This window comes from Paenibacillus sp. 276b, from assembly GCF_900107875.1.
Taxonomy (GTDB): domain Bacteria; phylum Bacillota; class Bacilli; order Paenibacillales; family Paenibacillaceae; genus Paenibacillus; species Paenibacillus marchantiae.
In genome coordinates this window covers 80,157-99,369 of sequence record NZ_FNRR01000007.1, presented here as the reverse complement: position 1 = coordinate 99,369, position 19,213 = coordinate 80,157, and the positions used below count along the sequence as shown (strand labels likewise).

The 19,213-nt window shown below is 47.3% G+C and carries 24 protein-coding genes; 21 read left to right on the top strand and 3 right to left on the bottom strand.

Translation table 11 applies throughout. The features are described 5' to 3' along the window. Positions 1 to 5: 5 nt before the first annotated feature. A complete protein-coding gene (locus BLV50_RS26020) occupies positions 6 to 1,007 on the top strand; it encodes a patatin-like phospholipase family protein (protein ID WP_090810697.1) in 1,002 nt (333 codons plus the stop codon). A 68-nt stretch (positions 1,008 to 1,075) separates the two neighbouring features. Here the strand turns inward: BLV50_RS26020 and BLV50_RS26015 are convergent, their stop codons facing one another. Both BLV50_RS26015 and BLV50_RS26010 read right to left on the bottom strand, forming a co-directional pair. Beyond that, positions 1,076 to 1,402: a hypothetical protein gene (locus tag BLV50_RS26015; RefSeq protein WP_090810695.1), complete on the bottom strand. Its 327-nt coding sequence runs from the start codon at positions 1,400 to 1,402 to the stop codon at positions 1,076 to 1,078. A 5-nt stretch (positions 1,403 to 1,407) separates the two neighbouring features. Further along, positions 1,408 to 2,400, bottom strand: a complete 993-nt coding sequence (locus BLV50_RS26010) for a DUF1385 domain-containing protein (protein WP_063565687.1) — start codon at positions 2,398 to 2,400, stop codon at positions 1,408 to 1,410. Positions 2,401 to 2,615: 215 nt separating this feature from the next. On the opposite strand from BLV50_RS26010, the gene BLV50_RS26005 reads away from it, so the two are divergent. The 5 genes from BLV50_RS26005 (at position 2,616) to BLV50_RS25985 (ending at position 7,126) form a co-directional block, all read left to right on the top strand. Then, positions 2,616 to 3,194 (top strand): YqhR family membrane protein, encoded by a 579-nt coding sequence (locus BLV50_RS26005; protein ID WP_063565688.1) that lies wholly within the window; start codon positions 2,616 to 2,618, stop codon positions 3,192 to 3,194. 77 nt (positions 3,195 to 3,271) lie between these two features. Next, entirely contained in the window at positions 3,272 to 3,715 is a 444-nt protein-coding gene (gene aroQ, locus BLV50_RS26000) for a type II 3-dehydroquinate dehydratase (protein WP_063565689.1), read from the top strand. Positions 3,716 to 3,754: 39 nt separating this feature from the next. Continuing rightward, positions 3,755 to 4,828 carry a M24 family metallopeptidase gene (locus BLV50_RS25995; RefSeq protein ID WP_090810693.1) on the top strand — a complete coding sequence of 358 codons (1,074 nt, stop codon included), beginning with the start codon at positions 3,755 to 3,757 and terminating at the stop codon, positions 4,826 to 4,828. Between the two features lie 295 nt (positions 4,829 to 5,123). Continuing rightward, on the top strand, positions 5,124 to 5,681 hold the full coding sequence (gene efp / locus BLV50_RS25990) for an elongation factor P (protein ID WP_053784402.1): 558 nt from the start codon (positions 5,124 to 5,126) through the stop codon (positions 5,679 to 5,681). A gap of 191 nt (positions 5,682 to 5,872) precedes the next feature. After that, complete coding sequence (locus BLV50_RS25985) at positions 5,873 to 7,126, top strand: aspartate kinase (protein WP_063565691.1); 1,254 nt, start codon at positions 5,873 to 5,875, stop codon at positions 7,124 to 7,126. 78 nt (positions 7,127 to 7,204) lie between these two features. On the opposite strand, the gene BLV50_RS25980 is transcribed toward BLV50_RS25985, so the two are convergent. After that, positions 7,205 to 7,954 (bottom strand): 2-phosphosulfolactate phosphatase, encoded by a 750-nt coding sequence (locus BLV50_RS25980; protein ID WP_090810691.1) that lies wholly within the window; start codon positions 7,952 to 7,954, stop codon positions 7,205 to 7,207. Between the two features lie 276 nt (positions 7,955 to 8,230). On the opposite strand from BLV50_RS25980, the gene spoIIIAA reads away from it, so the two are divergent. The 15 genes from spoIIIAA to folD all read left to right on the top strand — a co-directional run bounded on the left by spoIIIAA (position 8,231) and on the right by folD (position 19,213). After that, entirely contained in the window at positions 8,231 to 9,235 is a 1,005-nt protein-coding gene (spoIIIAA, locus tag BLV50_RS25975) for a stage III sporulation protein AA (RefSeq protein ID WP_090810689.1), read from the top strand. Beyond that, a complete protein-coding gene (spoIIIAB, locus tag BLV50_RS25970) occupies positions 9,228 to 9,746 on the top strand; it encodes a stage III sporulation protein SpoIIIAB (RefSeq protein ID WP_063565694.1) in 519 nt (172 codons plus the stop codon). Before spoIIIAA ends, spoIIIAB begins: the two co-directional genes overlap by 8 nt. 29 nt (positions 9,747 to 9,775) lie before the next feature. Beyond that, positions 9,776 to 9,979: a stage III sporulation protein AC gene (gene spoIIIAC, locus BLV50_RS25965; protein WP_017687585.1), complete on the top strand. Its 204-nt coding sequence runs from the start codon at positions 9,776 to 9,778 to the stop codon at positions 9,977 to 9,979. A 32-nt stretch (positions 9,980 to 10,011) separates the two neighbouring features. Further along, a complete protein-coding gene (gene spoIIIAD, locus BLV50_RS25960; protein ID WP_017687586.1) occupies positions 10,012 to 10,401 on the top strand; it encodes a stage III sporulation protein AD in 390 nt (129 codons plus the stop codon). Between the two features lie 21 nt (positions 10,402 to 10,422). After that, the gene (gene spoIIIAE, locus BLV50_RS25955) at positions 10,423 to 11,613 is read left to right on the top strand and encodes a stage III sporulation protein AE (RefSeq protein WP_063565695.1); all 1,191 of its coding nucleotides are present in this window, start codon (positions 10,423 to 10,425) and stop codon (positions 11,611 to 11,613) included. A gap of 30 nt (positions 11,614 to 11,643) precedes the next feature. Next, a complete protein-coding gene (gene spoIIIAF, locus BLV50_RS25950) occupies positions 11,644 to 12,522 on the top strand; it encodes a stage III sporulation protein AF (RefSeq protein WP_090810687.1) in 879 nt (292 codons plus the stop codon). A 15-nt stretch (positions 12,523 to 12,537) separates the two neighbouring features. Then, positions 12,538 to 13,176, top strand: a complete 639-nt coding sequence (spoIIIAG, locus tag BLV50_RS25945) for a stage III sporulation protein AG (protein ID WP_063565697.1) — start codon at positions 12,538 to 12,540, stop codon at positions 13,174 to 13,176. A gap of 66 nt (positions 13,177 to 13,242) precedes the next feature. Beyond that, positions 13,243 to 14,082 (top strand): SpoIIIAH-like family protein, encoded by an 840-nt coding sequence (locus BLV50_RS25940; protein WP_090810685.1) that lies wholly within the window; start codon positions 13,243 to 13,245, stop codon positions 14,080 to 14,082. Between the two features lie 139 nt (positions 14,083 to 14,221). Further along, the gene (gene accB / locus BLV50_RS25935) at positions 14,222 to 14,686 is read left to right on the top strand and encodes an acetyl-CoA carboxylase biotin carboxyl carrier protein (protein WP_063565765.1); all 465 of its coding nucleotides are present in this window, start codon (positions 14,222 to 14,224) and stop codon (positions 14,684 to 14,686) included. Between the two features lie 55 nt (positions 14,687 to 14,741). After that, on the top strand, positions 14,742 to 16,085 hold the full coding sequence (gene accC, locus BLV50_RS25930) for an acetyl-CoA carboxylase biotin carboxylase subunit (protein ID WP_063565699.1): 1,344 nt from the start codon (positions 14,742 to 14,744) through the stop codon (positions 16,083 to 16,085). 227 nt (positions 16,086 to 16,312) lie between these two features. Beyond that, positions 16,313 to 16,723, top strand: a complete 411-nt coding sequence (locus BLV50_RS25925) for an Asp23/Gls24 family envelope stress response protein (protein WP_024630996.1) — start codon at positions 16,313 to 16,315, stop codon at positions 16,721 to 16,723. Positions 16,724 to 16,871: 148 nt separating this feature from the next. Further along, the gene (gene amaP, locus BLV50_RS25920; RefSeq protein ID WP_064636741.1) at positions 16,872 to 17,411 is read left to right on the top strand and encodes an alkaline shock response membrane anchor protein AmaP; all 540 of its coding nucleotides are present in this window, start codon (positions 16,872 to 16,874) and stop codon (positions 17,409 to 17,411) included. 14 nt (positions 17,412 to 17,425) lie between these two features. After that, a complete protein-coding gene (locus tag BLV50_RS25915) occupies positions 17,426 to 17,659 on the top strand; it encodes a DUF2273 domain-containing protein (RefSeq protein WP_053784412.1) in 234 nt (77 codons plus the stop codon). 195 nt (positions 17,660 to 17,854) lie between these two features. Further along, complete coding sequence (gene nusB, locus BLV50_RS25910; RefSeq protein ID WP_063565701.1) at positions 17,855 to 18,307, top strand: transcription antitermination factor NusB; 453 nt, start codon at positions 17,855 to 17,857, stop codon at positions 18,305 to 18,307. A gap of 48 nt (positions 18,308 to 18,355) precedes the next feature. Beyond that, positions 18,356 to 19,213 carry a bifunctional methylenetetrahydrofolate dehydrogenase/methenyltetrahydrofolate cyclohydrolase FolD gene (gene folD, locus BLV50_RS25905; protein WP_063565702.1) on the top strand — a complete coding sequence of 286 codons (858 nt, stop codon included), beginning with the start codon at positions 18,356 to 18,358 and terminating at the stop codon, positions 19,211 to 19,213.

The following is a 19,213-nucleotide window of genomic DNA, read 5'->3' as shown; positions in this document are numbered from 1 at the left end:
TTATTGTGTTGATTAATGGAGTATTTGAAGGTGGCGGCGTAAAGGGAATTTCGCTTGCCGGCGCCGTAAAGGGTGCAGAAGATCACGGTGTTGAATTCAATCGCGTAGCGGGCACGTCCTCGGGTTCCATCGTAGCTGCTTTGCTGGCGGCTGGCTATTCGGCGGAAGAGATGAAAGGCATTATCGAGAATACGCCGTTTGCTTCGTTACTGCGACGTTCCCCCATATTTGATACCAAGTGGATCGGACCCGCAGCGAGGCTATTTTTGAAGAAAGGGCTATATTCTGGGGAAGCGCTGGAATGCTGGATAGGGGATATGCTGAAAAAAAAGGGAGTTCGGACGTTTGCTGATCTGCCTCCAGGTAAGTTGCTAATCATTGCATCCGACATTTCCAACGGCACTATTTTGGTGCTTCCAGACGATATCAAACGATTCGGAATTGATCCTTCCAAACTGGAAGTAGCCAAGGCTGTACGTATGAGCTGCAGTATCCCCTATTTCTTCGACCCGGTTGCCATTCGCAGATCCCCGATCCTGTCCAAAGGATTACGTTTTGCGGACCAGTTTGTTTACATCGTCGATGGAGCATTGCTGAGCAATTTTCCGCTCTGGCTGTTTGATGGAGAGCGTACAGAACGTGGAGGAGATCTCATCCCTGTAGTCGGTTTTAAAATGGTTGGCAAAACCGAAGGAGAGCCAGCTAGAATCAGAGGACCTCTAAGTATGCTTCAGGCATTGGTTGAAACGATGCTAACTGCTCATGATGAGCGATATATCGAACAGGTTAATCGATTCCGTACTGTGAAAATTCCTACCCTTGGAATTAAACCGACAGAATTTCACCTTTCCGTACAGGACAGTACAGCATTATATCAATCTGGGGTCACCGCCGGGACTGAATTTTTCAGTGGATGGAATACCAAGATATATGGTGAGCAGCTGGACAAACAGAGACGAGAACTGAGAAAAAAACAAGCGGAAACACCACCGCTGACTCCTGTATAAAAATGAAAAAGCAATTCTCCGCATGTTTGGAGAATTGCTTTTCTGTGTGTTTCGCCGATATCAGCGCTTTAGTGATACTTAGGTACGTCTTCATCACTTTTACCCTTTTGACCCTGAATCACTTGGAAAGGATAATCCTTGCGTTTTTTGGAAGAACCGCTACTTTTTCGGGCACCAGACTGTGCATTAACTTTAGCCATGGTTGATGGTTTAATCTTCGGTGATGATGTCTTGCGTGCCCAACGGCGGGGCGGATATTTATAGAGCAGGAACACAACTCCGAACACGACGAGGGGGATGATAATTTGGGATAAACCTCCACTTCCCAGCCTAGTCAAGATTCCAATAGCAGCGAGTGCGATGAACGTCCAAAATATGATTGCCTGCTTCTTCATATCATTCACCCTTTCACAGGATCAAGTGTTGCAACAGGAACTTCCGACGTGGCCGAAACGTTTGCGAGTTTGGCATCCAATTCACGCATACGGTTAAACGAAGCAATGGATACTTCTACCTGTTCATTCGTTGGCTCTTTGGTTGTCAACAATTGCAGCCACAGCCCCGGGTATCCGAGATAACGAAGTACAGGGATGTCACGTACCGAGTTGGTCATCTTCAACAATTCGAATGAAATACCGAGTACTACTGGCAACAACAGTAACCGCTGTCCCATACGTTCCCAGAGGTTGTCGTATGTGAAGAGCGAGTACAGAAATATGCCGATAATGACAGTCAGCATAATAAAACTGCTTCCGCAACGGTAATGCAGTCGGCTATACTTCTGCACATTCTCTGGTGTAAGCTCTTCTCCGGCTTCATGAGCACTAATGACTTTATGTTCTGCACCATGGTATTGGAACAGACGTTTAATCATCGGTGTCTGGGAGATCAGCCACAGATAGGCAAGCAACAGAATCAGCTTAATTCCGCCTTCCAGTAAATTATGCAAAAACTGATTGTCGAATGCATTTTTGAACAGAAAATTCTCAATAACAACCGGCAACAATGTAAGCACAATTTTACCAAAGAGGAAAGAGAGGATAGCTACTGCGGTGACGCCGATAATCATGCTAAGGCTCCAACCTGAGCCTTCTTTTTCTTTTTGCTTTGCTTTTTCTTCTGGTTCCAGTTCATCATCAGCATATGCGTCAGCAGAATAATTGAGATGTTTGCTTCCTTTGACGCTCGAATCTATAATGCTGACAATCCCGCGCAGTAGTGGAATCCGCCGCAATTTCATGACCCAGGACTTGTCTTGCTTGGGAACTTCCAGATACGTAATTTCGCCGTCTTTTCTTCGCACAGCTGTAACGTTGACATGTTTACCGCCGAACATTACGCCCTCAATGACAGCTTGCCCCCCGTAGCTGACAGGCTTGGATTGTTGAGGCAAATTATTCACCTTCCTATTCTGTTCTATACCTTCATGGTCGAAGGCAGTTTAATAACCCTATTGTATCGAATTTTGAGAGCAATTTCTAGTTTACGAGTCGATCTAAGGGCGATGTTGTTAACTTTGTCCTGATTTGTACATACTACCCGGTAGAGTTAGGACGAAAATGGAGATTTATTCGCAGTTTTGCAAACTGAACGTGAAGGAGAATATCGATGACAGAGCATACGAGTGAACGCACATCCCATAAGGAAAATCAGCGTGCTGACAAAGGAGAGCAGAAGGACCGGGGTAGACGTCCTACCCAGCGACAAGACCAGGCACATTATTTTACCAAGCCGTTCCCTTTTGCAGTGGAGCTAGGTTTTTTCGCAGGTTTTATCTGGGGAGGTTTGCATTGGCTGTTCTATCTGCTTCATTTTACGATTGTGCCATTGGGATTTTTGGCTGAACCGTTTTTTAAACATAATTTTATCTATACTGCAGCAGGGCATTTGACCGGCTGGCTGTTTTTTATTGTTTTTTCGGTTCTCGCTTCCCTGATTTACACGTTCACTTTGAAAAAATGGGAAGGCCCGCTTCCAGGCATGGGTTACGGGATTTTTTGGTGGCTCATTATCTTTGTCCTAGTAGGTCCAAAACTGGATATGGTGAAGCCCTTAAACCGTTTAACATGGGATTCAATCATTACAGAAATTTGTTTCTTTTTGCTGTGGGGGCTGTTTATTGGCTACACAGTAGCCATGGAGTTCACCGATGAACGGAAACGTGAGCCAGAGCAAGCGGGAGCATAGCCGCAAAAAAGCTTCTCAATCCGGCAATGGCTGTGTTAAAATAGCAGATGGTTATTTGCAGAAAGGGTGGAGCAGCTATGAAACGGATTGTTGTAATCAATGGCCCGAACCTGAACATGCTCGGAGTACGTGAACCCGGCATCTATGGAACGCTTAGTCTGAAGGATATTGAGGATAAAATTCGCAGACAGGCGGAGGAGCTGGGCGTCTCCATCGCTTTTTATCAATCCAATCACGAAGGGGACATCATTGATCGAATTCATGCAGCGATGGGCGATGCAGACGGAATCATGCTGAATGCCGGAGCGCTGACCCATTACAGCTATGCTGTGCGTGATGCCATCAATGCCGTAAAAGTTCCTACAGTAGAAGTACATCTATCCAACATCCATGCACGCGAAGCGTTCAGACATCATTCAGTAATTGCTGCCGAAACAATCGGACAAATTGCCGGATTTGGCGAAGTAAGCTACGAACTGGGGCTGCTGGCTCTTGTGCGTCATCTGAACAAACAAACCTGAGCCGGGGACCCGGGAATGTGAGAGAAAGAAGGGTTACCGATGGAAAACAAACGAGTAAATAAGTTGCGTGAGGCCATGCATGAACATGAACTCACGGCTATGCTGATTACAAATCCGATTAACCGTCGTTACATGACGGGCTTTACAGGTTCAGCAGGATATGTGCTGATTACGGAACAGGAAGCTTATTTGCTTACCGATTTCCGTTACATGACACAGGCGCCGCAACAAGCCAAAGGATTCACCGTTGTGGAACATGGACCAAAACCGTTGGAATCCGTACGTGAATTGCTTGCATCGGCGAATATCAAACAGGTTGGCTTTGAGCAGGATCATGTCACTTACGGCACACATACTGCTTATGCTGAAGCACTTCAGTCTATTGAATTGAAAGCTGTATCCGGTATAGTGGAGCAACTTCGCATGTTCAAGGACGAAGATGAGATCGCTGTAATGCAAAGAGCTGCGGATCTGGCAGATGCAACATTCAGTCACATTTTGCAATTTGCAAAACCGGGTATGACTGAACGTGAAGTGGATTTGGAGATGGAGTTTTTCATGCGCAAACATGGAGCAACTTCCTCTTCGTTCGATACCATTGTGGCATCGGGTGAACGTTCTGCTATGCCTCACGGTGTAGCAAGTGGCAAAGTCATCGGACAAAATGAGTTAATTACATTTGACTTTGGTGCGCTTTTGGATGGATACTGTTCAGATCTGACACGTACCATCGCAACGGGCACACCTGTACCTGAACTGCGTAAAATTTACGATATCGTACTGGAAGCCCAGTTACATACGCTGGCGAACCTAAAACCGGGCATGACCGGACGGGAAGCAGATGCATTGGCACGTGATATCATTGCAGGGCACGGATACGGAGAGCAATTCGGACACAGCACGGGTCACGGTCTGGGTATGGAAGTCCATGAGGCTCCTCGTTTGTCCAAGCTTAGCGACGATGTATTGAAACCGGGCATGGTGGTAACCGTTGAACCGGGTATCTACATTGACGGCCTTGGCGGCGTGCGTATCGAGGATGACGTGGTGATTACCGAGACAGGTATTCACATTTTGACGAATTCGGACAAGAAGTTCACCGTAATTGGCTAAATTACAGCCAACGGTGATATAAGGGATTTTTAATTTATGCTTTTGAATGAAGTAAACATGGAATTACACAATAACGGAGAGGGCAGAAAAAACCTGAAGAAGCGAAGCGCTCGCCTTTATCCCCGGATTTCTCCATATTAGGATAGGGATTAAAAGAAATCTGGGGATAACAGCGATCGGAAGGTTGTTTGCCATCGTAGTGGTCTGTGTAATATGACAGTTTGACTTGTTCAAACTTAAATTAACCCATCGTCTTATATCACCTACTTTTCAACCATATCAGGAGGGATTTTTTGTGATTTCAGTAAACGATTTTAAAACAGGCTTAACCGTACAAGTGGACAACGACATTTTCACTGTAATTGATTTCCAACATGTTAAACCAGGTAAAGGCGCTGCCTTCGTACGTTCCAAACTGAAAAACCTGCGCAATGGTAACACCGTTGAGAAAACATTCCGTGCAGGTGAAACCATTGGCCGTGCCATCATCGAAAACCGTGGCGTATCCTACCTGTATGCTAGTGGTACAGAGCACACGTTCATGGACAACGAAACATATGATCAGTTCACACTGACAAGTGACCAGTTGGAGTGGGAATTGAACTTCCTCAAAGAAAACATGAACGTAAAAATCGTTAGCTACCAAGGTGAAATCCTCGGAATCGACTTGCCTACAAGCGTTGAGTTGAAAGTTATCGAGACAGAGCCAAGCGTAAAAGGTAACACAGCACAAGGTGCTACTAAAAACGCAAAAGTTGAAACAGGCTTGAATGTACAAGTGCCATTGTTCATCAACGAAGGCGATGTTCTGTTGATCGATACTCGTGAAGGTAAATACTCTTCCCGCGCGTAACGTTCACATGGTGTAAGCTAAATAATGCGTTAATTCAACCCTTTGCCATTTCTATGGCAAAGGGTTTTTTCGAAAAAAGATTAGCCTATCAGACGCTTTCGTAATATACTGGGTTAAAGTCATTTTTCGGAGAGAATAATGACGGTGGACATCAATTATGCATACTGCACAAGGTAGGGAGTGGATTTGCGTTGTCATTGTACGTCATGAAATTTGGGGGCAGCTCGGTCGGAGATACAGAGCGCATGAAGCGTGTAGCCGGACGTGTTGTAGAAAAAGCGGATGAAGGACATCAGTGTGTAGTCGTGGTTTCGGCCATGGGGGATACCACGGATGATCTGATTGATCAGGCGAAACAGCTGAACAGTGAACTGCCTGCACGTGAGATGGATATGCTTTTGACTACGGGAGAACAGATCTCGATTTCATTGTTATCCATGGCGATTCAGGCGCTGGGACGCAAAGCCATCTCATTTACAGGCTGGCAAGCGGGATTCCGGACAGAGGCGGTACACGGCAAAGCGCGGATTAACGATATTCATCCGGAACGGGTGAATCAGGCGTTGGCAGAAGGCAACATTGTAATCGTTGCTGGTTTCCAGGGAATGACGGAAGAAGGCGAGATTACGACGCTTGGCCGCGGCGGATCTGATACAACGGCAGTAGCCTTGGCAGCAGCCATCAAGGCTGACGCTTGCGAGATTTACACGGATGTAGACGGGATCTATTCCACCGATCCGCGTATCGTGAAGGTTGCACGCAAGCTTAAGGAAATTTCGTATGACGAGATGCTGGAACTGGCCAATCTGGGAGCAGCGGTATTGCATCCGCGTGCAGTTGAATACGCGAAGCATTCCGGTGTGCCTTTGATTGTAAGATCCAGCTTTAACCATAATGAAGGAACGGTTGTGAAGGAGGAAGCAACAATGGAACAAGGCGTGGTAGTTAGTGGAATTGCCTATGACAAAAATGTGGCTCGCATCAGTATTCTGGGTGTACCAGACGTACCGGGGGTTCTCGCTGAAGTATTTGGTGCCCTTGCATCAGAACAGCTGGATGTTGACATTATCGTTCAGAGCGGTGTGATGGACGGTAAAGCAGACTTCTCGTTCTCTGTTGCGCTGACTGATCGGGAGAACGCACTGCGTGTCATTGAAGCACTTCATAGCCGCCTGCCTTACCGTGAAGTTACTTCCGAAGAAAACCTTGTTAAAGTCTCGATCGTTGGTGCAGGCATGGTTAGCCATCCGGGTGTTGCTGCGAAGATGTTCAAAGTCATCTCGGGCGAAGGCGTTAGCATTAAGATGGTCAGCACTTCCGAAATCAAGGTATCTTGTGTAATTGATGGAGAGAAGCTTCATGACGTAATTAAGGCGTTGCATACAGCATATGATTTGGATACGGCTGAGCAGGCCGTAATTGGCGGACCGCAAGTTCGCAGATAAAAAGCGGAAATTGTTAAGACACACCAAAGGTGTACTGTGTATTCCCATTCGGGATCGCAGTACACCTTTTTAGATTGTTCACAGCAATTTAAACAGCGGTTCCTTACGCGTTCCTCTGAATGGTTGCATCCGGTTCCCTTCACCCATCTCCGGAACGCAGTCCAGCAAGTTCAATTGGGTACAATACGTTACGTCATGCATCCTCCCTAACCTCTCCAGCCTTCGGCCACCAGCGGATACTCTAACCAGATCGGGTAATTTGTCCTTGGCATGAGTGGCAGCCTGATGGAGCGCCAGGCCCAGATCGTTCAGCATAATTGGGAAAGGGGATTGTCGGTATAGCTCCTCGATAATGCTGCCTGCACATAAACCATCTTCCAGCGCGAACTCATCCTGATCCCCGGCGCATAACAATAAGATATCCCGGCGCAGCTCGCACAGAACAGCCGCCACAGCTTTCACATTAAGGAATGAGCCTGCAAACACATGTCTAGCCTTGGATGCCTTAATCAGGGCGCGTGTTCCATCTGTTGTTGTCAGAATAATGGTTTTACCCGCAATATTCGGAGTCATATATTCATAGGGGGAATTGCCCACCTCGAATCCTGTGATTTTTTTATCAAAACGCTCCCCGCCACGAATGGCATCCTTCACGTTCAATTGTTTCGCTTGAGGAACAGTTTCTACAGCAATGACGTCTGCTGCATCGTATGCCAGTGCCGTAACAATCGTACTGGTTGTTCGCAACACATCGATTACAACCACACATCGTCCTGCAATATCCATTCTTCGAACTTCATTCACATTGCCTACCACATCGACTCGCACTCCCTACAACTCCTTTCTATATTTGAGGATAGTTGTTTCTGTCCTTTTTTATCCCGAAATGAATATCACCTGTCTGCAAGCACTATATGCACTTGGATCTAGACGGGTGCCTAGAACTGGAACAGTTGGCTGATCTATGATTTTTAACTCTCATCCCTATTTTGAAGAAAATGATAGATTTCAGCGTCATAAAATCAATGTACACACATAAACTTGAGATATGAACAAGCACCAGGAACGCAACAAAACCGAATTCAAGGTTGGAGGGGCCTATTCATGATGGTGAACTGGAAGGATATCTTTCCGGAACCGATTCGAACCATTCTGGGAAGAATGCCGCCCGCTTTATTAGATAAAGTGGAGGAAGTACGTATCCGTGAAGGAAGACCGCTGGAAATCAATGCAGGAGACACCTATCACTTCCTCACACCCCAGGGCAGTCCGACTTCGAAGCCTGATGAAGCCTATATTCCCTTAAAAGAGGTAACACACAGGCTGCTGGATCTGATCAGCAATCATTCGCTTTATACATTGGAAGAGGAACTGCGTAAAGGGTTCATCACCATTCCTGGCGGGCATCGAATCGGACTGGCTGGCCGGACGGTGTTAAGTGGAGGCCGCGTAGAATACTTGCGCGACATTAATGGATTTAATGTCAGGGTAGCCAGAGAGATTCACGGAGTCGCTAATCGCATTCTGCCTTATCTGCTGGACATGAAAAGTGGACAGGTCATGCACACCTTAATTCTTTCACCTCCGCAGCAAGGCAAGACCACATTACTGAGGGATCTGGCAAGACAGATTAGTAGTGGAACCAAACTTACGGGTGTCAATGAACTTGTTCAGGGCATACGTCCACGTCTAAAGGTTGGCATCGTTGATGAGCGGTCCGAAATCGCTGGAAGTTACAAGGGCGTACCTGGATTTGATGTGGGACCTCGCACCGATGTCATGGACGGTTGTCCAAAGGCTGAGGGAATGATGATGATGCTTCGCTCCATGTCTCCCGATGTCCTGATCGTGGACGAGATAGGCCGACCGGAAGATGCGGAGGCGGTGATGGAAGCACTTCATGCAGGCGTATCTGTCATCGCTACTGCGCATGGTCGTGATCTGGCTGAGCTTTCTTCCAGACCTGCGCTGAGAACCCTGATCGTCGAGCAGATGTTCCAACGCTATGTACAGCTGCAACGGACGAGCCGGGGCATGACCTTTCGATTGGCCGATGGCAAAATGCGTGGTCTCCAGCAGACAGAAGTGGGAGGTGAGGCCTTTGGTTAACATGCTCGGTGCAGTCATCATTCTGCTGGCCAGTACCCTCGCCGGATTCTACAAGGCAAGGCAGTATGCCTTGAGGCCAAGACAACTGCGGGAGTTAATCGCGGCTCTCCAGCGGTTGATGACAGAGATTAACTACGGGCTGACCCCGTTACCTGATGCCATGGGAAAAATGGGAGCCCAGACAAAAGAGCCTGTTCGGACGCTGTTTCTCCACGCAGCCAGGCAAATGGAACCACCTCATGGACATACTGCTCGTGAGAGTCTTCAGTCTGGTATAGAAGAGGCGTGGGGAAGATCAGCCATGAAGGCGGACGAGCGGGAAGTCATGCTGCAATTGAGCTTCAGCCTTGGCACAAGCGATCGTCAGGATCAGACCAAGCACATCTCGTTAGCCATTCAGCAACTTATGCATGAGGAATCCCGTGCCCAAGCCGATCAAATGAAATATGAACGAATGTGCCGCAGTCTCGGGATGCTTGTCGGAGCGTTAATCGTCATTCTGATCTTCTGAAATAGCCGGGATAGTGAGGTGCCAAGGTCATGAATTTAGAAGTGAACGCAATCTTTCAAATTGCGGGCATCGGAATCATCATTGCAATGATTCATACGGTGCTGAAACAAATGGGAAAGGAAGATATGGCTCACTGGGTGACCGTGATCGGATTTGTCGTTGTATTGTTCATGGTGGTCCGAATGCTGGACAGCCTGCTGCAAGAGATCAAATCGATATTTCTTTTTCAATGAAAACGGTCATGAAGCCGGGATGGTGGTGACCTGTGGAAATTATCCAAGTTGTAGGTCTGGCGCTCATCGCAACGGTTCTCATTCTAGTTATCAAAGAACAGAAGCCCATGTTCGCTTTTCTGATTGCTGCTGCCACAGGCATCGTGATCTTCATGCTACTGATTGGCAAGATTGGCGCGGTGATCGAAGTGTTGAAACGGCTTGCCGAGAATTCAGGCATGGAGAGCATTTATCTGAAAACTGTACTGAAAATTATAGGCATAGCGTACATTGCTGAATTCGGAGCACAGATTGTCAGGGATGCAGGCCAGGAGAGCATTGCTTCCAAGATTGAACTTGCTGGCAAGGTGCTGATCCTTGTACTCGCGATACCGATCATCAGCATTATTATCGAAACCGTCATGAAGCTGATGCCGGTGTAGAGGGAGGCGTGCGGACTTCATATGAAAATGATGCATCACAAGCCGCAGTGGCGCCTTACCTTCGTGCTGACGCTGTGTTTTCTGTTTGGAATCATGGGACAGGTATTCGCTGGTTCTCCCTCGGGAGAGTGGATGCAGCAGCAGGCTGACCAGCTTCCCAAAGATCAGGTGGAAAAATATTGGGACCAACTCATGCAACAATACGGTGGTTTTTTCCCGGAAGGAAAAACGCCTTCCTTTATGGATATGTTAATGCCCGGCAATGAAGGGTTCAGCCTGAAATCGGTGTTTATAGCGATTGGGACCTTCATGCTGCATGAGATTTTATATAACGGCAAACTTCTGGTCACGATTGTGATGCTGAGTGTGCTGAGTATGATTTTGGAGACGTTACAGACCGCTTTTGAGAAAAACAATATTAGCAAAATCGCTTACTCCATCTGTTACATGGTCATTATTATCATCGCCATAAACAGCTTCAGTGTTGCGATTGGATACGCCAAGGATGCCATAGCGAGCATGATCAACTTTATGATGGCCATGGTGCCCCTGTTGTTTACACTGCTGGCTTCAATGGGAAATGTCATTACCGTTTCTGTGACCCATCCGCTTATCATTTTCATGATTCATCTGGTTGGTACATTGATTCATATGCTGGTGTTCCCATTACTCTTTTTCTCAGCCGTATTACATCTCGTCAGTTCCTTGTCCGACAAGTACAAGCTTACACAGCTGGCAGACCTGTTACGGAACATTAGTGTGGCTCTACTCGGAATACTGCTCACGATGTTCCTGGGCGTAATTTCGGTGCAGGGGGCATCGGGCTCCGTGGCAGATGGTGTCAGTCTGAAAGCAGCGAAGTACATCGCAGGCAACTTTGTCCCCATTGTCGGCAGAACGTTTGCGGATGCAACGGACACGGTTATCACAGCGTCACTGCTGGTGAAAAATGCAATCGGACTAACGGGTGTCATCATCATCTTGTTTTTATGCGCGTTTCCTGCACTTAAAATTCTGACGCTAGCCCTGATCTACAACATAACTGGCGCGATCATGCAACCGCTAGGGGATACGCCGATTGTAGGATGTCTGCAGGCGATAGGTAAAAGCATGATTTACGTATTTGCGGCACTAGCAGCCGTCGGACTGATGTTTTTTCTGGCAATCACAATCTTGCTAACCGCAGGCAATCTGACCGTCATGATGAGATGAGGGGATGCTCGAGAGAAAGGGGCTGGAAGGATGGGGTGGCTGAGCAGCTGGCTCCGGGAATTGATCATGATCGTTCTGCTGGCGACTTTCGTGGATATGCTGTTGCCCAATCGATCCATGGAACGCTATGTCAAGCTTGTGCTGAGCCTTCTTATCCTGCTGACCCTGTTATCGCCCATAACGAAGCTCTTGAAAAGTGATCCGGTTGGCGAGCTTAAGCGAGCGATGACCGCCATGGATTCGCCATCGGATGGAAATGTAACACTTGAACAGATTTTGGCTCAGGGCAAGCGGCTGCAATCCAATGAACAGGAACAATCCCTGCAATGGACAGCCAAAGAACTGGCTAACGTAATGAAAGGGCAAATTGAAGAAACAACCGGGGAGAGAGTGCAGTCTGTCGAGGTAAAGCTCGCCATGGATACAAGCAAGCCGGAGACGGATTTGGCCTCTTCGGCGGAACTTCCAGTGATCCAGTATGTTTTGGTGGAGATGTCGGGTGAGACAGCAGCCGGGAAAGTCAACTCCAATACATCTCAACAGGAAGCGGGGGCAGCTACAAAACCGATATTCGGCTCTGACCCGGAATCCGAAGCCACTGAATCACCTCCAGTAATGGAGCCAATCGAGATTGGTCAGATTGAGGTCCCGGAAGTACAGATCGAAGTGGAAAGTGGCAGCAATCGTGAAAATAGCGTGGGCAATGGTAACTCTGACGAGCCGCAAAATGGACAGGAAGCTGACTCCACACCTGTGTCGGGTGAGCTAGCAGAGACAAACTCTCAGCAAGGACAGACGTCCTCCCGATCTGAACGAGCGGTACAAATTATTACGCTGTTGACAGAGAAGTGGGATATTGATGCAAACAAAGTACAGGTGAAAGAAAAGAAAAGTGCTTCGGCACTGTAAGAAGGAGGGTATCCGATGAGGCAATGGCTCAAAAAGATGGAAAGCTGGTTCGGCGGAGGAGAAGGTGGGCAACGGCGTAGTCAAACCTTTCGCTGGCTGATTATTCTTGGTTTGATCGGAGTCGGAATTATGCTGTTCAATTCTTTCGTCAATGTCAAAAAGATTGATTCCGAAAATATCGGTCGCGAGCCTCCTGATCCGGCTACATCCATGGCATCCATACAGACGGATCCGACGGATCAGAATCCATTTCAGGCGATAGAGATCGCATTTGAGGACAAGATCAAGGGTGTGCTGGAAAATATCGTTGGAGTGGGAACTGTTGATGTGATGGTTACCGTGGATTCTACAGAGGAGCTTGTTGTACAGCGTAATGTGAAGGATTCGCAGCAGCTCACGGAAGAAACGGATGCAAGCGGGGGCAAGCGACATATGACGCAATATACCCGGGATGGTGAGATTATTACGTATGAAATATCAGGGGATCAGACACCGATTGTCACGAAAAAGCTCAAACCGCAGATCCGGGGCGTGCTTGTCGTTGCCAGAGGTGCAGAGAACAAGGTTGTGAAGGACCTGATTACAGATGCTGTGGAAAAAGGACTGAATGTTGCGGCCTACCGAATTTCGGTTGTTCCGCGCAAGCAGGATTAGTCCGGAACCATGAATCAAAAGATTTGATTGTCATAAGAATGAAGCCAATTCGAGGAGGAAGTTCTAATGAATAACAAACGTCAAACGGTATGGCTCGTATCCATGCTGAGTCTGATGGTCATTTTGTCCGCCTACTACCTGTTCACTGAAGATTCCGGTCCGGTTAATACGCCTGTAGCTGACAGCACGCAGGTGGATGGTATGAAGCAGGGAGAAGCGAAGGAAACGGCTGGAATCCTTGATCCAACAGAAGGTTTGGTTGTGAATGAAGTGGTGAATGGCGGCGAAGTTACAGGAACTGAAGGAGAGCAAGCGGCAACTGAATCTGTTGATAATCCTGCGGTTGTAGACGGTAAAGAAGTTGGAGACACCGAGAAATCACCAGCTGCGGAATCGGGAGAGAAACAAGGCGAAGCGGGTAAAGGCAGCGAGAAAGGCACAGACAAAGGCGCAGCAACCACTCCTGAGGCAAATACCGGAACAGAAGGCAGTGCGACGAAAACAGATGAGGACGTCCTCAAGGAGATGGAGGAGCAGAATACGGCGGCGTCCGCGAGCAGCCAGTTCCAGAACTACCAGTGGCAGCGTGAGGAAAGTAACAATCGCAAGTATGAAGAACTCATGACCGTTGCAGGCGATCTGAGCAAAACGCCAGAAGAAAATGCCAAAGCAACAGAGCAGCTTCGTACGCTGGAAGAAAAAGAAGCCAAAATCAATGGTATTGAAGAAACCCTGTCGCAGCAGTTTGCCAATGCCATCGTTCAAGAGGAATCCGACAAGTATAAAGTCGTTGTTCTCAGTGACAAACTGGATGTAAAACAGGCGGTTTCCATTGTGGATCTGGTTATGAAAGAACTGGCTGTATCCCAAAATAAAATCAGCGTGCAATACGTGACAGAACAGTAATCTAAAATATGGAAAAGTAGCCCCGAGAGCTGGATTAGATCTCGGGCTCTTTCCATTTTTAATGATTATGATATAATACATAAAGCCATATGACCGTCCTAGTGAGACTGGCATGATGCCGAAGGAGTGAATAATGGAAATGTTTAAATTGAGTGAGATCAAAGAGCTGATCAAACTGGTAGATGAAAGTTCCGTTCAAGAGTTGGAAATTGAAAACGAAGGATCACGGTTGTCGATTCGCAAACCGGGTAAAACCGAATATGTTCAGGCAGCTGCTATTCAACCGCAAATGATTGCTGCACCACAGGTGCAACCGGCTGCAGTTGTAGCTGAGGCTGCTCCGCAAGTCGATACTACAAGTCATTTACATAAAATTGTATCTCCGATGGTGGGTACTTTTTACAGAGCTTCCTCGCCGGAAGCAGGTCCTTTTGTAAGCGCTGGTGATAAAGTTGTTGAGAAAACAACGGTATGTATCATTGAGGCGATGAAGCTGATGAACGAGCTTGATGCTGACATCAAGGGAGAAATCGTTGAAGTGCTGGTTGAGAACGGACAGCTGGTTGAGTATGGACAACCCCTGTTCCTGGTGAAACCGGAATAACGGTTATAGCCGCATAACGGCAACTGCATGAGCTTCGAAGGAGGACAATAACGAAATGAAATTTCAAAAAATACTGATTGCGAACCGTGGCGAAATTGCGGTACGTATTATTCGTGCCTGTCGTGAAATCGGCATTTCGACGGTAGCAGTCTATTCGGAAGCGGATAAAGACTCCCTGCATGTTCGTCTTGCAGATGAAGCGTATTGTATCGGGCCTACACTTTCGAAAGACAGTTATCTAAACTTCACAAATCTGATGAGTGTAGCTACACTGACGGAATGTGATGCGATCCACCCAGGCTATGGATTCCTGGCAGAGAATGCTGATTTTGCAGAAATCTGTGGTTCCTGCAATATTACGTTCATCGGCCCTTCTCCGGAAGCCATTACCAAAATGGGTGATAAGGCTGTTGCCAAACAAACGATGAAGGATGCAGGTGTACCTGTAATTCCGGGATCCGACGGTTTGGTTGAAAATATGAATGAAGCCATTATGATTGCTAGAGATATTGGATATCCTGTCATTATCAAAGCTACTGCTGGTGGTGGAGGTAAAGGGATTCGTATTGCTGAAGATGAAGAGACGTTGATCAAACAAATTACAGCTGCCCAGCAGGAAGCACAGAAAGCTTTCGGCAATGCCGGAGTATATCTGGAGAAATTCCTGACAGGCATGAAGCACGTGGAGATTCAGATCATTGCAGACAAACATGGAAATGCAGTGCATCTGGGCGAGCGTGATTGTTCCGTTCAGCGTCGACGTCAAAAGCTCGTGGAAGAAGCACCTTGTCCTATCATCTCTGAAGAAGTGCGTACATTGATGGGAGATGCCGCAGTACGGGCAGCGCTTGCCGTGAATTACTCGGGAGCAGGTACACTTGAGTTCTTGCTCAGCCCTAACGGTGAATTCTATTTCATGGAAATGAATACACGTATTCAGGTAGAACACCCTGTAACGGAAATGGTTACAGGAGTGGATCTGATCCGCGAAATGATCTCGGTAGCTGAAGGCAATCCGCTTTCTTTCCGTCAGGAAGATGTTGTGATCAATGGCTGGTCCATTGAGTGCCGTATCAACGCAGAAGATCCAGACCGTAACTTTATGCCGTCACCAGGCAAAATTGGTTTCTACCTTGCACCAGGAGGACCGGGTGTACGTGTAGATAGTGCAGCTTATCCGGGCTACACGATCTCTCCTTATTACGACTCCATGATCGCTAAATTGATCGTATGGGGAGCAAACCGGGAAGAGGCCATCGCGAAGATGAAGCGTGCATTGGCTGAGTTTGCGATTGAAGGCATCTCCACAACGATTCCTTTTCATCAGAAATTGCTGGAGCATCCAACGTTCGTTCGGGGTGACTTTGATATCAAATTTCTTGAGGAAAATGAGATTTAAAAGGTATATTGGGCTTGTTTGTCATAATGTAGCCCAAATGATATAGTATGTAATAATAAGAGCGCATGTCTCCTGCAGAGGATAAGCCGCCGCACATACGCGGATGAAGGGTTGCAGGAGTTCCGGTAAAGCCGGACCGGAAGGGTTCTGAAGGCCAGATTGGCCTGAGTACCAGCGCCCTGACGGATGGCCGCAAACTTATTTCGCGAAAGGTGTGTTGAACAGTTATGAGTACACTGCCGACAGAATTTGAACGAACGGATATCGGTGAAATCCAGATCGCACCTGAAGTTATTGAAGTGATTGCTGGACTGGCTACAGTTGAAGTCAAAGGTGTTGCAGGCATGAGCGGCGGATTCGCTGGTGGATTTGCTGAATTGCTTGGTCGCAAAAACCTTTCCAAAGGCGTTAAGGTTGAAGTAGGTCAGCGTGAAGCTGCTGTGGATGTTTCCGTTATTATTGAATATGGTTACCGTCTGCCACAGGTGGCTACTGAAATTCAACAGAACGTGAAGCGCTCCATCGAGAACATGACAGGATTGAATGTGAATGAAGTTAATGTGCACATTCATGACGTTCAGTTCAAGAGCACCGAGAAAGTTGAAGAAATTGACCTGAACAGTCAGCGCGTAAAATAAAAGAAGACAGATTCCCCCGGCATCACTGCCGGGGGTTATCCCGTCTTGGACAGGTCTTCATAAAAAGCGGAAGCTTGCACCGGAGGATCATCCTTTTGCCAAAGGGCAGGTTAAGCCATGTTAGTGAGCAAGGGAGGCTGTGCAGTTCGTGGCTAAAATACTGGATCGGCTTCTGTTGTTTATATACAGCATAAGCGTTGGAGCAATATCGGCAGCAGTCATACTTCTTATCAGTGGTGTGCTGCCTTACGAATTGAATTACCAGCAGGAACAAAACGTCATTATTGCGGCGGTTGTTGCCGCAGCGATTTTGTTTATCCTGAGTTTGCGATTTTTCTACATCTCGGTTCGGCGTGATCGTGCTTCATTGCCGTCTGTAGATCAACGTACCGAGTATGGTGATGTGCAGATTTCGATGGAAACGATTGAAAATCTCTGTCTCAAAGCGACTTCCCGTTTCCGGGGAGTACGTGATGTCAAAGCTCGTATTCGTGTGGTTGAATCTGGACTGGAAATTATGATTCGCGCTGTAGTGGATGGCGAGACGCCAATCCCGACGCTGACAGCCGATCTGCAGAAGGCAATACATGATCATGTACATGAGATTACGGGTATCCCGGTTTCTTTTGTCACCGTGTATATTGCCAACGTTACCCAGTCGCCTAACTACAAGAGTCGAGTGGAATGAGGTGAGTTTCACTGATGCTGTGGAGAGAGATTTGGGATAGTCACAGAGGCCGAATTACCGGAATTGTCGGCGGCATCTTTTTTGGATTTCTTTATGTATGGATCGGTTTTTGGGATATGTTGTTCTTTGCACTCTTGGTGTTCATAGGTTATACGTTAGGCAGACGAAGCGACTCGAAGCTGGGCTCGTTCATTCCCTGGAGGGAATGGGGGCAATGGCTCGGCGATCGCTGGCGTCCCTTTAAGTGAGCCACCTGAACCCTGCAATATGTTTCTTCCGAAAATAGAGCTGTAGTTTAGGTTGCCCGTTTTTTGGAGGAAACGATTGCAGGTTTTTTTGTGAAAAGGGATAACAATATAATAAGATCTCTGATTCCATCAAAGATTTTATATTTTAAAATAAGCATGATGACGCTCCACAGGGAGCGCTGCAGGAGGCAGGACATGAAAAGACGTTTGGCAAGGGAAATTGCAGTACAAAGTCTGTATCAGATGGAAATGAATGAAGTGGGCGCAGCTGAAGCCGTGAATATGTTGATTAATGAAGCCGCAGAAGACAATGAAACCGAAGTGGTTATTCATGATGCAGATGTAATGCGTACCTACGTGACCGAAATGGTACAGGGCGCTTGGAACAATAAAGAAGCGATTGACGGATTACTGGTCGATTATTTGAAAGGCTGGCAGATTAGCCGTCTTTCACGTGTAGACCGCCAGATCCTACGGCTTTCAACGTATGAAATGGTGTTCCGTGATGATATTCCGGCAAAAGTATCCGTCAATGAAGCGATTGAATTGTCCAAGTATTTTGGTACAGATGAATCCGGTAAGTTCGTTAACGGCGTACTTGGGCGTATGATTCAGGAAGTCAGCACCATTAAAGCAAAACTGTCTTAATTTTGTGAGTCACTTAATTATATGTTCACATAAGGGAGAGAGAGTACAATGACAGCATCTATTATTAACGGTAAAGAAGTATCCCAAGAGATCCGCGCAAGCATGACGACAGAAGTAAAACAGCTTAGCGAACAGGGGGTAGTACCTGGTCTGGCTGTTGTGCTCGTCGGGGAAGATCCGGCATCCCAAGTATATGTGCGTAATAAAGAAAAAGCATGTCACGACCTCGGTTTCTATTCCGAAGTTCATCGTCTGGATGCAAGCACCTCCCAAGAGGATCTGCTCGCGCTGGTGGACAAGCTGAACAAACAGGAATCCATTAACGGAATTTTGGTTCAGCTCCCATTACCGAAGCATATCGAAGAGAAAGCGGTAATCGATGCGATCGCCGTGGACAAAGACGTGGATGGATTCCATCCGGTTAATGTGGGGAACCTCGTCATTGGTGACGATAGTCTGTTGCCATGCACCCCTGCGGGTGTGATCGAGCTGATCAAGCGTACCGGTCTTGAAATGTCAGGCAAACATGCCGTAGTCATCGGACGCAGCAACATTGTCGGCAAACCGGTATCCTTGCTGCTTCAACGTGAGAACGCAACGGTAACGATGTGTCATTCCCGTACAGCGAACATGAAAGAGATTACGCGTCAGGCAGATATTCTTGTGGTTGCTATCGGACGTGCAAACTTTGTGGATGCCGATTTCGTCAAACCGGGTGCCGTTGTAATCGATGTGGGGATGAACCGTCTGGATAACGGAAAACTGGCAGGAGATGTAGATTTCGAGAGCGTGAAGATGGTATCTGGCCCAATTACTCCGGTTCCTGGAGGCGTTGGCCCAATGACAATCACTATGTTAATGCAAAATACACTGATCGCGGCCAAACGCGCTCACGGATTGGCCTAG

What these genes read in the sequence shown, in the direction of transcription:
- folD (WP_063565702.1), top strand. Translation starts at nt 18,356, where the DNA reads ATGACAGCATCTATTATTAACGGTAAAGAAGTATCCCAAGAGATCCGC.
- accB (WP_063565765.1), top strand. Translation starts at nt 14,222, where the DNA reads ATGTTTAAATTGAGTGAGATCAAAGAGCTGATCAAACTGGTAGATGAA.
- spoIIIAF (WP_090810687.1), top strand. Translation starts at nt 11,644, where the DNA reads ATGGGGTGGCTGAGCAGCTGGCTCCGGGAATTGATCATGATCGTTCTG.
- spoIIIAC (WP_017687585.1), top strand. Translation starts at nt 9,776, where the DNA reads ATGAATTTAGAAGTGAACGCAATCTTTCAAATTGCGGGCATCGGAATC.
- BLV50_RS25940 (WP_090810685.1), top strand. Translation starts at nt 13,243, where the DNA reads ATGAATAACAAACGTCAAACGGTATGGCTCGTATCCATGCTGAGTCTG.
- spoIIIAA (WP_090810689.1), top strand. Translation starts at nt 8,231, where the DNA reads ATGATGGTGAACTGGAAGGATATCTTTCCGGAACCGATTCGAACCATT.
- spoIIIAE (WP_063565695.1), top strand. Translation starts at nt 10,423, where the DNA reads ATGAAAATGATGCATCACAAGCCGCAGTGGCGCCTTACCTTCGTGCTG.
- spoIIIAG (WP_063565697.1), top strand. Translation starts at nt 12,538, where the DNA reads ATGAGGCAATGGCTCAAAAAGATGGAAAGCTGGTTCGGCGGAGGAGAA.
- BLV50_RS25915 (WP_053784412.1), top strand. Translation starts at nt 17,426, where the DNA reads ATGCTGTGGAGAGAGATTTGGGATAGTCACAGAGGCCGAATTACCGGA.
- aroQ (WP_063565689.1), top strand. Translation starts at nt 3,272, where the DNA reads ATGAAACGGATTGTTGTAATCAATGGCCCGAACCTGAACATGCTCGGA.
- BLV50_RS25995 (WP_090810693.1), top strand. Translation starts at nt 3,755, where the DNA reads ATGGAAAACAAACGAGTAAATAAGTTGCGTGAGGCCATGCATGAACAT.
- BLV50_RS26015 (WP_090810695.1), bottom strand. Translation starts at nt 1,402, where the DNA reads ATGAAGAAGCAGGCAATCATATTTTGGACGTTCATCGCACTCGCTGCT.
- nusB (WP_063565701.1), top strand. Translation starts at nt 17,855, where the DNA reads ATGAAAAGACGTTTGGCAAGGGAAATTGCAGTACAAAGTCTGTATCAG.
- BLV50_RS26005 (WP_063565688.1), top strand. Translation starts at nt 2,616, where the DNA reads ATGACAGAGCATACGAGTGAACGCACATCCCATAAGGAAAATCAGCGT.
- BLV50_RS25925 (WP_024630996.1), top strand. Translation starts at nt 16,313, where the DNA reads ATGAGTACACTGCCGACAGAATTTGAACGAACGGATATCGGTGAAATC.
- accC (WP_063565699.1), top strand. Translation starts at nt 14,742, where the DNA reads ATGAAATTTCAAAAAATACTGATTGCGAACCGTGGCGAAATTGCGGTA.